The sequence below is a fragment of the Sulfitobacter sp. 1A13368 genome (assembly GCF_043557275.1).
GTDB lineage: Bacteria > Pseudomonadota > Alphaproteobacteria > Rhodobacterales > Rhodobacteraceae > Sulfitobacter > Sulfitobacter faviae.
This window is the reverse complement of sequence record NZ_JBIFFR010000002.1, coordinates 674,212-686,131: the sequence shown is the minus strand read 5'-3', so window position 1 is coordinate 686,131 and position 11,920 is coordinate 674,212. Positions and strand designations below refer to the sequence as shown.

The window sequence follows — 11,920 nt, the reverse complement described above, 5'->3', positions numbered from 1 at the left end:
GATGAGCGGCGCCCTGATCCAGCTTGCGCAGACCACCCTGCGCAGCCCCCGCGCGGCAGCGCGCCAGATTGCGGAGTTGCCCTTGGGCAATGATGTCATCTGGACGTCGCTTGCCTTGGTGGCCGCGCTGAACGCGCTCGTCATCTCGGCCACCTTCGTGATCGCGCCGCCCGCCATGGCGCTGCCGAGCTATTTCCAATCGCCGCTGGTGCTCTTCGCGCTGCTGGCCGGGTTGATGGTGCTCTATGTGCATGCGCTGACTTGGGTTGGCCGGGCACTAGGCGGGCAGGGCGCGTTGACGCCGCTTTTGGCTGCCGTCGTGTGGCTTCAGGCGCTTCGCCTCTGCGCGCAACTGGGAATCTTGTTGCTGACCTTGGCCCTGCCGCCGGTGGCGCTGCTGGCCTCTTTCGTCGTTACCTTTTGGGGTCTTTGGATCCTTTTGAATTTCGTGGCCGAACTCTTGCATCTGCCGGGGCTGTTCCACGCCGCTGCAGTGCTCGCGGGGGCCGCGCTTGGGGTCTTGCTGGGGTTGGGCCTTCTGCTGTCTTTGATCGGGCTGACCGCCCAGGGAGTTTAAGTCATGTTCGACGTTGAAGCCGTCCGGGTGCAGTTTCCGATCCTTGGCCGCGAGGTGAACGGCAAGCCGCTGGTCTACCTTGACAATGGCGCTTCGGCCCAGAAGCCGCAGGTGGTGATCGACGCGATTACCCAAGCCTATGCGAATGAATATTCTAACGTTCACAGAGGTTTGCACTATCTTTCTAATCTAGCGACCGACAAATATGAAAGCGTGCGCGGCACCGTGGCGCGCTTCCTCAACGCCGGGTCGGAAGATGAGATTGTGCTCAACACCGGGGCGACCATGGGGATCAACACCGTGGCCTATGGTTGGGCCATGCCGCGCATGCAGGCGGGCGATGAGATCGTCCTGTCGGTGATGGAGCATCACGCCAATATCGTGCCGTGGCATTTCCTGCGCGAACGGCAGGGCGTGGTGCTGAAATGGGTCGATGTGGACGCCACCGGCGCGCTTGACCCACAGGCGGTAATCGACGCCATCGGGCCGAAGACCAAGCTGGTTGCAATATCGCACCTTTCCAACGTCTTGGGCACGAAAGTTGATGTGAAAGCCATCACCGAAGCCGCCCATGAGAAGGGCGTTCCGGTCTTGGTCGATGGCTCGCAGGCGGCGGTCCATATGCCGGTTGACGTGCAGGACCTCGGCTGTGATTTCTATGCCGTCACGGGACATAAACTCTATGGCCCCTCCGGTTCGGGCGCGATCTATATCAAGTCCGAGCGCATGGCCGAAATGCGCCCCTTCATCGGCGGCGGTGACATGATCCGGGAAGTCAGCAAGGACGCGGTGAGCTACAACGATCCGCCAATGATGTTCGAAGCCGGGACCCCCGGAATCGTCGGCACCATCGGCTTGGGCGTGGCGCTGGAGTTTATGATGGATCTGGGGATGGAGAATATCGCCGCCCATGAGGACGATCTGCGCGACTATGCGGTCTCGCGGCTCGGCGGTTTGAATTGGCTCAACCTGCAAGGCACGACGCCAAACAAAGCGGCGATCTTCAGCTTCACACTGGACGGCGCCGCCCATGCGCATGACATCTCGACCGTGCTCGACAAGAAAGGCGTGGCCGTCCGGGCTGGGCATCATTGCGCAGCCCCCTTGATGACGCATCTCGGCGTTTCGGCCACCTGCCGCGCGTCCTTTGGCATGTATAACACTCGGGCCGAGGTCGACACATTGGTCGACGCCCTCGAATTGGCGCATGATCTTTTCGCCTAAGGTGAATTTCGCCGCCCTTGCCCCCGGATTTCCCATTGCAGGGGCGGCGCGCTCTGGCTATACCGCACCTCAGTGGACCCTTAGCTCAGCTGGATAGAGCGCTGCCCTCCGAAGGCAGAGGCCAGAGGTTCGAATCCTCTAGGGTCCGCCATTTTTCTCCATATGAATGTCGTTTGTCGCGTTGGGGTCTATGCCTTCGCTCGAGAGAGGCTTTGCCGTGGGCTCGCCAAGCGTTTGGATTATATTCCGTATCTAAAAACTCTATCCGCATCTGTCTTAGTTTATATAGCCCAGCAAGCTGATACCTTCTGCCCAACAGTGAAATTCCTGCAGAAGGACAAACGAAATGAAAGCCATCGGCTATAACACCACCGGCCCGGCAGAGGTTTTTGAGATGCTCGAAATTGAGCGTCCCGCCCCCCGACCACGTGACCTTTTGGTGGAGGTGAAGGGCATCTCGGTCAATCCGGTGGATGTGAAGCTGCGCGCGCTTTCGGGGCCTGAGGGTGGTCCGAAGGTATTGGGCTTTGACGCCGCGGGCGTGGTGGCGGAACTGGGCGCAGAGGTTAGCGATTTCGCGGTGGGTGATGAGGTGTTCTATGCCGGGGACGTGACCCGCGCGGGGACCAATGCCGCCTTCCACAGGGTCGATTCCCGGATCGTCGGGCGAAAGCCTGAAACCCTTGATTTCGTTGAGGCCGCCGGGCTGCCGCTGACCGCGATCACGGCTTGGGAGATGCTGTTCGATTCCTTCCGGCTGGCCGAGAGCGCTGGCGAAGGGGAGGCGATATTGGTCATCGGCGGCGCCGGGGGCGTGGGGTCGATCCTTATTCAACTGGCGAAGGTCCTGACCGGTTTGACCGTGATCGCGACCGCCTCGCGGCCAGAGACCCAAGATTGGGTGCGCAAGATGGGGGCGGATCATGTGGTGGATCACCGGGGCGATCTGGTGGCGCAGCTTGCCGAGCTCGACCTCACGCCAAGCTATGTCGCTGCGCTGACGGCCACCGATACGCATTGGCCCGCCATCATCCAAGCCATCGCGCCGCGCGGGCAGATCGCGCTGATCGACGACCCTGAGACGCTGGATATGAAAGCGGCGAAACCGAAAGCCCTAAGCGTGCATTGGGAGTTCATGTTCACACGCTCGATGTTCCAGACCGAGGACATGACTGCGCAGCGCGACCTGTTGAACCGGGTGTCGCAGATGATCGACGCAGGCATTTTGCGCTCTACCGTGACGGAACATGCGGGCGTGATAAATGTGGAAAACCTTCGCGCGGCCCATGAGCGTCAGGAAAGTGGGCGGGTGATCGGCAAGCAGGTTCTGGGCGAGTGGTGATCGCGCAGAACCGCCTCCGATCCCCTCGCAGAGACCCAGTAAGGAGAGACAGATGACCAAGACGATCCTCATCACCGGCGCGACCGACGGTATCGGTCTGTTGACCGCCAAAAAGCTCAGCGCGCAGGGGCATAGTGTTTTGCTGCACGGGCGCAGTGCGGAGAAACTCAGCGCTGCTGCGGCGGAGGTGGGGGGTAATCCCCAGACCTACCGCGCGGACCTGTCGCGGCTGGAAGAGGTCGTGACGCTGGCAGAGGCGCTGCGCATTGATCACAGCCAGATCGACGTGGTGATCAACAATGCCGGTGTCCTGAAACTGCCCGAGCCGCGCACCGAGGCAGGGTTGGACGCGCGTTTCGTGGTCAACACGCTGGCGCCCTATCTGCTGGTTCAACTGTTGCTGCCGGTGCTTCCCAAAGCGGGCAGGGTGGTGAACCTCTCCTCCGCCGCGCAGGCGCCGGTGGAGGTAGCCGCGCTTAGGGGCGAGGTGACGCTTGACGATATGGCGGCCTATGCGCAGAGCAAATTGGCGATCACGATCTGGACCCAAGAGATGGCCCGCGCCCATCAGGACGGGCCGCTCTTCATCGCGGTGAACCCCGGCTCTCTCTTGGCGTCGAAGATGGTGAAGGAAGGCTTTGGCGTCGCCGGGAACGACCTGAGCATCGGGGCCGACATCCTTGCCCGAGCAGCCCTTTCGGATGAGTTTGCAGGGGCCTCCGGTGCCTATTTCGACAATGACATGGGCGGGTTCAATGAGCCGCATAGCGCGGCAAAAGACCCCGATCATGTGGCCGCCGTCATGGCCGCGATCCAAGAATTGGTGAGCGGGAACCGGGCGGAGTAGCGCCGGAAAGCGTCATCTCGGACTTCCGCCCGCCCGCATGGAAAAGAAAAAGCCCCGCCGAGCGATGCTGGCGGGGCTTTTAGATCTTATCAGGCAGCATCAGCGGCGGCGGCGCCCACCTGAGCGGCCCGCGCGACCGCGGCCTTCTTGACCCGCTTTGGGCGCGCTTTTGTTGAACTCGATCCAAGCGCTGCCGTGAGGGTCACGGTCAAAGAGGAAGTTGGCGGCGCGAATGGCCTCCATCTCCTTGCCCGGGCGGGGTTTGGTCGAGCCTAGGTTGAAGAGCGTCGCAAAGGTCTCATCATCCATGTCTTCGGGCAGGATGATCCCCGCGGCGGTAATCTCGGCCCGCTTTTCGGCGATTTTGGTGGCGTTCAGTGGCACGGCCACCGGGTTCATGATCGCACTCGTCATGCCCGCACCCATCGCCATGGGCAGGAAGGCATTGTTGATGCCGTGGCGGTTGGGCAGCCCAAAGGAGATGTTGGAGGCGCCGCAGGTGGTGTTCACGCCCAATTCCTCGCGCAGACGGCGGACGAGGGTAAAGACCTGATGCCCCGCCGTCGCCATGGCGCCAATCGGCATGACCAGCGGGTCGACGACGATATCATGGGCGGGAATGCCAAAATCGGCGGCGCGTTCGACGATCTTTTTCGCCACGGCAAAGCGGACATCCGGGTCCTCGGAGATCCCTGTGTCGTCATTGGAGATCGCCACGACGGGCACGTTGTATTTCTTGACCAGCGGCAGGACGACTTCGAGCCGCTCTTCCTCTCCGGTGACGGAGTTCAGCAGCGGGCGGCCTTCGCAGGCCTCAAGCCCCGCCTCCAGCGCGCCGGGGACCGAACTGTCGATGCAGATCGGCACGTCGACGGCGTTTTGCACGACCTTGATCAGCTCCGGCATCAGCATCGGCTCGACAAAGTTGTTGTCGGCATAGCGCGGGTCTTCGGCCATTTTGTTGGAGAAGACCGCGCCCGAGTTCACGTCGAGCACCGTGGCACCGGCGGCGACCTGCGCGATGGCATCCGCCTCGACCCGCGAAAAATCGCCTTGCTCCAGCTCTTGGCTGAGGATCTTGCGGCCCGTGGGGTTGATCCGCTCTCCGATCACGCAAAACGGCTCGTCAAAGCCGATGACGGCGGTCTTGGTCTTGGATTCGATGACGGTTCTGGTCATGTAACTTCCTTCAGGCTGCGTCGGCGGGCACCCCAGAGGCGCCGCCATTCTCTTGGACCCATGTGGCGCTGGTTTTGATCCCGCCCAGCGGGAAAAGATGCACATGGGTGATGTTGAAATCCGGGTGGGCCGCTTTGTGGGCGGCTAGTTCGCTGATCACATCTGTCGGCTCATAGGGCAACAGCAGCTTGGTGACATCCATCGCGCGCTTTTGCAGCACCTTGAGCGAGGGGCCGACACCGCAGGCGATGGCGAATTTGATCAGCGTTTGCAGTTTGGCGGGGCCAGCAATGCCGATGTGAATGGGCAGGGTAATGTCCGCGGCCTTAAGACTGTCAGCCCATTCGATAATCGGCTGCGCGTCAAAGGCGAATTGCGTGGCGATGGCCATTTCGGCATCGGTGCGGATCTGGAAATCATTCTTCCATTTCAGCGCCGCATCGACGTTGAGGCGGCCCCCGTCAGCGTCGATATCGCGGTTGCCCTCGGGGTGGCCGGCGACATGCAGGCGGGTAAAGCCTGCCTTGTCGAACAGCCCCGTTTCCATCAACTGCATCGAGTCGCTGAAATCCCCCGCCGGGGTGGTGACACCGCCCGCCAGCAGCAGCGCTTGGCGGACATCGGCCTCGCCCTGATAGCGGGCGATCCAATCGGCCAGCGTGGCGCGGTCTTTGATGATGCGGGCCGGGAAATGTGGCATGACCTTGAAGCCATCCGCGTTCAACCGCGCGGCGGTGGCGACCATATCTTCGATCGGGGTGCCGTCGATATGGGCGATATAGACACGGGTGCCCTCTGGCAGCAGGGCGCGGAAATCCTCGACCTTTTCGGCGGTGCGGGGCATCACCTCGATAGAATAATCTTTCAACAGCGCCTCGACTTCGGCCACCGGCGCCTGTGGGGCCGGTGTTTCCTTTTTGCGGAAGTTCAAAAGTGCCATGAGCGTGTCCTTGATCATAGGGCTGGCAGGCTATGCCCAGCCGTCGTTGTCAATCAGTTGCTTAATCCGGTCGCGGTCGTATTCCGCGTCGATGCGGGCGGCTTCGGCATCGGCGATGCTGTCGGGATCACCCTCAACCTCAAAAGGCGCTGCCTTGCGCCATTCCGCGAGATAGGCGTCGGTATCGGCGGCCCCCACCTTCATCGCCGCGCGGTCGATCGCCTGTTCAAAGCGTTCGGGCAGGGGGCGTTTTGACCCGCGACGGCCCTTGCCGACGATCACCTGAGCAGGGATATCGCGCCAGTAAACGATGGTGACTGCGGGCATGGGACGATTCCTCCGGTTTAAACCTGTCTAACGAGCGTCGCGGTCAGGACAGGGCCGTTTTTCGACAAAACACGACCCATCCGCGACTTGGGTGAGGTGATAGCGCATTGGCCCTGCCATCACGAGGGGGCGGCGCCCCCATTATTCTCAAGATGATTGTGAGGCGGCCCGGATGGCGGAGCGCGCACGGCCCGCGGACACCGCGGAAATTGGCCCAAGGCACCGCGACCACTTGCACCGGCTGGGCGCAGGGAATACCTTGGGGGCAACTCGATATGAAAGGCGCGTAACCATGGCGCCACAGCGTCCCAAAGGTGCGGGTGCGCTCGACAAAGACATTCCGGCTCTGAGCCCCGCGCCAGTTCCGCCCAGATCTAATGAGCTATATGCGGCCCTAGATCTGGGTACAAATAGCTGCCGCATGTTGATCGCCCAGCCTCGGGGCAGCGGTTTCCATGTGGTGGACAGTTTTTCGAAATCGGTGCAATTGGGTGCCGGTTTGGAAAAGACCGGGCGGTTGTCGCGCGGATCGATGGCGCGCACCATTCAGGCATTGCGCATCTGTCAGCAAAAGTTGCGGCGCAACAAGGTGCAGAACATGCGTCTTGTCGCGACCGAAGCCTGCCGCCGCGCGCAGAACGGGGCGGAGTTCATGCGCCGTATCCAGCGCGAGACCGGGCTGAAGCTCGACATTATCCGGCCCGAGGAAGAAGCCCAGCTTGCCGTGATCTCCTGCGCGCCGCTGGTCAGCCGCAAGACGGAAAACCTGCTGGTGGTGGACATCGGCGGCGGCTCGACGGAGTTGGTCTGGATCGATATTTCCAAGGTGCCGCGGGCCGACCGCGCACGCTCGATCATGCGGCTTCAGGGCGGGTTCTATCAGGCGAAATCCGACGTGCCAGCCGCGCGGGTGGTCGACTGGATCAGCGTGCCGCTAGGCGTCGCGACGCTCCGCGACCAATTTTCGGATGTCGAAGACGACGCCGCGCGTTTCGCTTTGATGAGCTGGTTTTTCGAAGAAAACCTCACCGATTTCACGCCCTATCAGACGATCCAGTCGCAAAAGCGGTTCCAGATCGTCGGCACCTCGGGCACCGTGACCACCGTCGCGGCGAGCCACCTGAACCTGAAACGCTATGACCGGACAAAGGTCGATGGCCTCAGCATGACCAGCGCGCAGATCGACAAGGTGATCCATTCCTATATCGCCATGGGGCCGGGTGGGCGGCGCGCCGATCCGCGTATTGGCCAGGACCGGGCGGCGCTGATCATGTCGGGGGCGGCGATCCTGCAAGCCTTGATGCGCTGCTGGCCGACCGACAGGCTGTCAGTTGCGGATCGCGGTCTGCGCGAAGGCCTGCTATATGCACAAATGAGCGCCGATGGCGTATTAGAAGAAGGGGTCTTTTAATGGCCAAGACACCGGACGGAAAGAACACCTCGGGGCGCGGTCAGCGTGACCTCAAGGTCAAGGTGAAATCCGCACGCGGGCGCAAGCTCAGTTCGACCCGTTGGTTGCAGCGGCAGTTGAACGATCCTTATGTCAAACGCGCACAGGCTGAAGGCTATCGCGGGCGGGCGGCTTATAAGATCATGGAATTGGACGATAAATATCGCTTCCTCGTCCCCGGCGCGCGGGTGGTCGACCTTGGTGCAGCGCCGGGCGGTTGGTGTCAGGTCGCCGTCAAACGCTGCAACGTGCTGGGCGAAAAGAAGGGCAAGGCGCAGGGCACCATTCTGGGCGTTGACCTACAAGAGATGGAGCCGATTGCGGGCTGCGAGTTGCACCAGCTCGACTTCATGGAGGATGACGCCGACCTCAAGGTCAAGGAATGGCTCGGCGGCAAGGCAGATGTGGTGATGTCGGACATGGCCGCGGCCTCATCCGGGCATAAGCAGACCGACCACTTGCGCATCATCGCACTTTGCGAGGCGGCGGCCTATTTCGCTTTCGATGTGCTGGAAGAGGGCGGCACATTCGTAGCCAAGGTGCTGGCAGGCGGCGCGGAAGGTGAGTTGCAAAAGCTGCTCAAGCGCCGTTTTGCCAAGGTCGCCAATATCAAACCACCTGCAAGCCGTCCCGATTCATCGGAGAAATTCGTGGTGGCCACAGGGTTTAAGGGCGAAGAGGGTTAAGCCGCCATCGCCGTTCATGGGGCGTAAACCAGTCAAACGTTAGGGTGTAGCTCTCCCGCGGTATTTGTGCCGCCTACCTCATGAGGGCTCCCCGATGCTACGACACCTGCCACTTGTATCGCTCATCTTCATCCTGTGTTCCGGGCTCAAGGTTTCCGCCTCCGAAGTGCCTTGGGCGGTGACCGATTACATCGACCGCGAATTGCTGTCTTGGGTCAATGATGCCCGCATCGTCGATGCGATCGCACAGCAGAACGCGCGGCACCGCGAAATGAATGCGCTGGCGGTCACGCCGGCGGCAGTCACCGGGCCGGGCGCCGGGGTGCCCCAGCTGAAAGCCCCGATCGCTGCTGCCTTTCTCCAAACGCAGATCGCCCGCGCCGAGGGTCAGATCGCCGGGGTGACTTTGCTGGATGCCTATGGGCTGACCGTGGTCTCCAGCGGCAGCGCCTCGGTCTATTTCAAGGGCGGCAAGCCCAAGAACAGCATTCGTTTTTCTCCGCCGTCGGGGATTTTCGTGATTGATCAAGTGGCCGTTGACGAAAGGTCGAAGGCCCATCAAAGCCGCGTCTCGATGCCGATCACAGAGCCATCGAACGGCGCAATTGTCGGGGTGATTACAGTTGAGTTGGAAGCGGCGGCTTTCTTCTGAGGCTGCTCTCTGCGCAGACCGGTCCCGGCAGGCGGGGCCGGTCTGTTGCTCACCTCCTAAGCGGGGTCGGGACTATCAAATATCCCCGAACAATCCTTCAGCGATAAAACCCTTGGCCTCCGCCTGGGAAGCGGCAATTCTGCAGGTCAACCCGACGGAGAGAGTTGATGACCCCCCCAAGCTATTTCGCACCCACCGGCGGCCACCCGGATCAAAAAACGCTTTTGTCAGATCGCGCCGTATTTACTGAGGCCTATGCCGTTCTCCCGCGCGGTACGATGCGCGATATCGTGACCTCATTCCTGCCGTTCTGGGAAGGCACGCGGCTTTGGGTCATCGCCCGCCCGATGACCGGATTTGCCGAGACGTTTTCGCAATATATCATGGAAGTGCAGCCCGGTGGCGGCTCGGACCGGCCTGAGCTTGATGCGCAGGCGCAGGGGGTGCTTTTCGTGGTCGAGGGTGGCTTTACCCTGACCGTTGAGGGCCAGCAGCACGCGATGCGCGAGGGCAGCTATGCCTATGTCCCCGCGGGGGCCGATTGGACGCTGAAAAACGACAGCGGCGCGGTGACGCGCTTTCACTGGATCCGCAAAGCCTATGAGGCGGTGGAGGGGCTGGACCGCCCCGATCCGCTGGTGCTGAACGAGCAGGACATCGAGCCGAATGTGATGCCCGATACCGATGGGGTCTGGGCGACGACGCGGTTCGTGGATCCCAACGATCTGCGCCATGACATGCATGTGACCATCGTCACGCTACAGCCCGGTGGGGTGATCCCCTTTTGCGAGACCCATGTGATGGAACACGGGCTCTATGTGCTGGAGGGCAAGGCGGTCTACCGGCTCAATCAGGATTGGGTCGAGGTCGAAGCGGGTGATTTCATGTGGCTGCGCGCTTTCTGCCCGCAGGCCTGCTACGCAGGTGGTCCGGGGCCGTTCCGGTATCTGCTTTATAAGGACGTGAACCGGCATATGAAGCTCCGGTGAAGCGTTGAGGGCCAGCGCCTGCCCGCGGGTGGGCGAACATACCTTGGTTCGTGCCACTTTATGGTTCAGTCATGATGTGTGCTCGCTAGGTTACGCCCAGCCTCACCAAATCGCCTACCCGTCCGGGCGGGCAGGCGATGGCCCGGCGCCTGCGGCTTGATTCCGGGCCGGGGTGGTAATCTCAGCCCCCAAAGAGGAGGGCGCCGCATCGGGCGCCCCTTCATTATCAAACCCGCTTCTCCAACGACCCCGAACCATGCCCCGAAAGCCCGCCGGAGACCTCCTCGGTCGCCTCATCCGACAATTGCTCGGGCAACACCAAGTTCAGCACAATCGCGATCAGCGCCGCCGGCAGCAGCCCGCTGGTCATCAACACCCGCAGCGTGTCGGGCAGGTATTGCACCGCCTTGGGATCGAGCTGCAGCCCCAGACCGATCGAGAGCGAGATCGCGAAAATCACCATATTGCGGCGGTTCCAGTTCACGTCCGACAGCATCGAGATGCCCGCCGCGACCACCATACCGAACATCACGATCACCCCGCCGCCGAGCACTTCGATGGGGATGGTGCGGATCACCGCGCCCACTTTCGGCACCAGTCCGCAAAGGATCAGGAACAGTGCGCCCACGGTCACCACGTGGCGGCTCATCACGCCGGTCATGGCGATGAGGCCGACGTTCTGGCTGAAAGAGGTATTGGGAAACCCACCAAAGACCCCGGCCACCGCGCTGCCCAAACCGTCGGCATAGGTGGCACCCGTGATCTCGGCATCCGTCGCCTCACGCCCCGCGCCGCCCTTGGTGATGCCCGAGACATCGCCCACGGTCTCAACCGCCGAGACGAAGGCCATCAGGCAGAAACCGACGATGGCGGCGAAGCTGAACTCGAACCCATAGGCAAAGGGCACAGGCAGCGCCACGGCGGCGGCGCGGTTCCAACTGGTGGCGATGCCTTCGAAGGTGACCATCCCCATCGCCAGCGCATAGAGATAGCCCACGCCGATGCCGATCACCACGGCGGAGACCGACAGCATGCCCCGGGCGAAGAACTTCAGCCCCAGCGTCGCGACGATCACCACCAGCGCCGCCGACCAGTTCAATAGGCTGCCGTATTCGGGGCTGTTGATCGCAGGCACGCCGCCGGCGGCATATTGGATGCCCACCTTGACCAGCGCGAGGCCGATCATCGTCACCACCAGCCCGGTGACCAGCGGCGGCAGGGCAAAGCGGATGCGTCCGATGAAAGTCCCCAACAGCACATGAAACAGCCCGCCGACCAGCACGCCGCCAAAGAGCGCGGGCAGCGCCTCGACCCCTTTGCCCGCGACCAGCGGGATCATGATGGGCAGGAAGGCGAAACTCGTACCCTGCACAATCGGCAGCCGCGCGCCCACCGGACCCATGCCGATGGTCTGAAACAGCGTGGCGATGCCCGCGAAGAGCATCGACATCTGGATCAGATAAGTCATGTCGGGAAACCCCTGCGCCCCGGCGTCCGAGCCAAAGCCAAAGCCCGCAGCCCCCGCCACGATGATCGCGGGCGTCACGTTGGAGACGAACATCGCCAAGACATGCTGAATGCCCAAGGGCACGGCCTTGGACAGGGCGGGGGTATAATTCGGGTCGCGCAGTTGCGCCGGCGTGCCCAGTGAAGCGTCAGTCATGTCATTCTCCCTATTGACCGATCCCGTCTGCCGCTTCTGATGAG

Annotated in this window: 12 protein-coding genes and 1 tRNA gene; 9 read left to right on the top strand and 4 right to left on the bottom strand. The window is 62.1% G+C overall.

The window, feature by feature from the left end; translation table 11 throughout:
* Position 1 precedes the first annotated feature (1 nt).
* The 5 genes from ACGYK4_RS06955 to ACGYK4_RS06935 all read left to right on the top strand — a co-directional run bounded on the left by ACGYK4_RS06955 (position 2) and on the right by ACGYK4_RS06935 (position 3,990).
* Complete coding sequence (locus tag ACGYK4_RS06955; protein ID WP_394455743.1) at positions 2-577, top strand: YIP1 family protein; 576 nt, start codon at positions 2-4, stop codon at positions 575-577.
* 3 nt (positions 578-580) lie between these two features.
* Positions 581-1,801, top strand: a complete 1,221-nt coding sequence (locus ACGYK4_RS06950) for a cysteine desulfurase (protein ID WP_394455742.1) — start codon at positions 581-583, stop codon at positions 1,799-1,801.
* A 74-nt stretch (positions 1,802-1,875) separates the two neighbouring features.
* Positions 1,876-1,952, top strand: a tRNA-Arg gene (locus ACGYK4_RS06945).
* A gap of 195 nt (positions 1,953-2,147) precedes the next feature.
* Positions 2,148-3,143 (top strand): zinc-binding alcohol dehydrogenase family protein, encoded by a 996-nt coding sequence (locus tag ACGYK4_RS06940; protein WP_394455740.1) that lies wholly within the window; start codon positions 2,148-2,150, stop codon positions 3,141-3,143.
* 52 nt (positions 3,144-3,195) lie between these two features.
* Entirely contained in the window at positions 3,196-3,990 is a 795-nt protein-coding gene (locus ACGYK4_RS06935) for an SDR family NAD(P)-dependent oxidoreductase (protein ID WP_394455738.1), read from the top strand.
* A gap of 99 nt (positions 3,991-4,089) precedes the next feature.
* On the opposite strand, the gene ACGYK4_RS06930 is transcribed toward ACGYK4_RS06935, so the two are convergent.
* The 3 genes from ACGYK4_RS06930 to ACGYK4_RS06920 are packed head-to-tail and all read right to left on the bottom strand — an operon-like array spanning position 4,090 to position 6,436.
* On the bottom strand, positions 4,090-5,169 hold the full coding sequence (locus tag ACGYK4_RS06930) for a methyltetrahydrofolate cobalamin methyltransferase (RefSeq protein ID WP_271687328.1): 1,080 nt from the start codon (positions 5,167-5,169) through the stop codon (positions 4,090-4,092).
* A 10-nt stretch (positions 5,170-5,179) separates the two neighbouring features.
* Positions 5,180-6,109 (bottom strand): methylenetetrahydrofolate reductase, encoded by a 930-nt coding sequence (locus ACGYK4_RS06925; protein WP_394455737.1) that lies wholly within the window; start codon positions 6,107-6,109, stop codon positions 5,180-5,182.
* Between the two features lie 30 nt (positions 6,110-6,139).
* Positions 6,140-6,436 carry a virulence factor gene (locus tag ACGYK4_RS06920; RefSeq protein ID WP_394430061.1) on the bottom strand — a complete coding sequence of 99 codons (297 nt, stop codon included), beginning with the start codon at positions 6,434-6,436 and terminating at the stop codon, positions 6,140-6,142.
* 292 nt (positions 6,437-6,728) lie between these two features.
* On the opposite strand from ACGYK4_RS06920, the gene ACGYK4_RS06915 reads away from it, so the two are divergent.
* The 4 genes from ACGYK4_RS06915 (at position 6,729) to ACGYK4_RS06900 (ending at position 10,213) form a co-directional block, all read left to right on the top strand.
* On the top strand, positions 6,729-7,847 hold the full coding sequence (locus tag ACGYK4_RS06915) for a Ppx/GppA phosphatase family protein (protein ID WP_067266266.1): 1,119 nt from the start codon (positions 6,729-6,731) through the stop codon (positions 7,845-7,847).
* Entirely contained in the window at positions 7,847-8,572 is a 726-nt protein-coding gene (locus ACGYK4_RS06910) for an RlmE family RNA methyltransferase (protein WP_168613015.1), read from the top strand. Before ACGYK4_RS06915 ends, ACGYK4_RS06910 begins: the two co-directional genes overlap by 1 nt.
* Before the next feature lie 94 nt (positions 8,573-8,666).
* On the top strand, positions 8,667-9,224 hold the full coding sequence (locus ACGYK4_RS06905; protein ID WP_394455736.1) for a hypothetical protein: 558 nt from the start codon (positions 8,667-8,669) through the stop codon (positions 9,222-9,224).
* Between the two features lie 167 nt (positions 9,225-9,391).
* Positions 9,392-10,213 carry a bifunctional allantoicase/(S)-ureidoglycine aminohydrolase gene (locus tag ACGYK4_RS06900; RefSeq protein WP_394455735.1) on the top strand — a complete coding sequence of 274 codons (822 nt, stop codon included), beginning with the start codon at positions 9,392-9,394 and terminating at the stop codon, positions 10,211-10,213.
* A gap of 226 nt (positions 10,214-10,439) precedes the next feature.
* Here the strand turns inward: ACGYK4_RS06900 and ACGYK4_RS06895 are convergent, their stop codons facing one another.
* Complete coding sequence (locus tag ACGYK4_RS06895) at positions 10,440-11,876, bottom strand: nucleobase:cation symporter-2 family protein (protein WP_209217834.1); 1,437 nt, start codon at positions 11,874-11,876, stop codon at positions 10,440-10,442.
* Between the last annotated feature and the right edge of the window lie 44 nt (positions 11,877-11,920).

Bases quoted from the DNA above. Each gene is read 5' to 3' on its own strand.
- ACGYK4_RS06955 (WP_394455743.1), top strand. From the start codon at position 2: ATGAGCGGCGCCCTGATCCAGCTTGCGCAGACCACCCTGCGCAGCCCC.
- ACGYK4_RS06950 (WP_394455742.1), top strand. From the start codon at position 581: ATGTTCGACGTTGAAGCCGTCCGGGTGCAGTTTCCGATCCTTGGCCGC.
- ACGYK4_RS06940 (WP_394455740.1), top strand. From the start codon at position 2,148: ATGAAAGCCATCGGCTATAACACCACCGGCCCGGCAGAGGTTTTTGAG.
- ACGYK4_RS06935 (WP_394455738.1), top strand. From the start codon at position 3,196: ATGACCAAGACGATCCTCATCACCGGCGCGACCGACGGTATCGGTCTG.
- ACGYK4_RS06930 (WP_271687328.1), bottom strand. From the start codon at position 5,169: ATGACCAGAACCGTCATCGAATCCAAGACCAAGACCGCCGTCATCGGC.
- ACGYK4_RS06925 (WP_394455737.1), bottom strand. From the start codon at position 6,109: ATGGCACTTTTGAACTTCCGCAAAAAGGAAACACCGGCCCCACAGGCG.
- ACGYK4_RS06920 (WP_394430061.1), bottom strand. From the start codon at position 6,436: ATGCCCGCAGTCACCATCGTTTACTGGCGCGATATCCCTGCTCAGGTG.
- ACGYK4_RS06915 (WP_067266266.1), top strand. From the start codon at position 6,729: ATGGCGCCACAGCGTCCCAAAGGTGCGGGTGCGCTCGACAAAGACATT.
- ACGYK4_RS06910 (WP_168613015.1), top strand. From the start codon at position 7,847: ATGGCCAAGACACCGGACGGAAAGAACACCTCGGGGCGCGGTCAGCGT.
- ACGYK4_RS06905 (WP_394455736.1), top strand. From the start codon at position 8,667: ATGCTACGACACCTGCCACTTGTATCGCTCATCTTCATCCTGTGTTCC.
- ACGYK4_RS06900 (WP_394455735.1), top strand. From the start codon at position 9,392: ATGACCCCCCCAAGCTATTTCGCACCCACCGGCGGCCACCCGGATCAA.
- ACGYK4_RS06895 (WP_209217834.1), bottom strand. From the start codon at position 11,876: ATGACTGACGCTTCACTGGGCACGCCGGCGCAACTGCGCGACCCGAAT.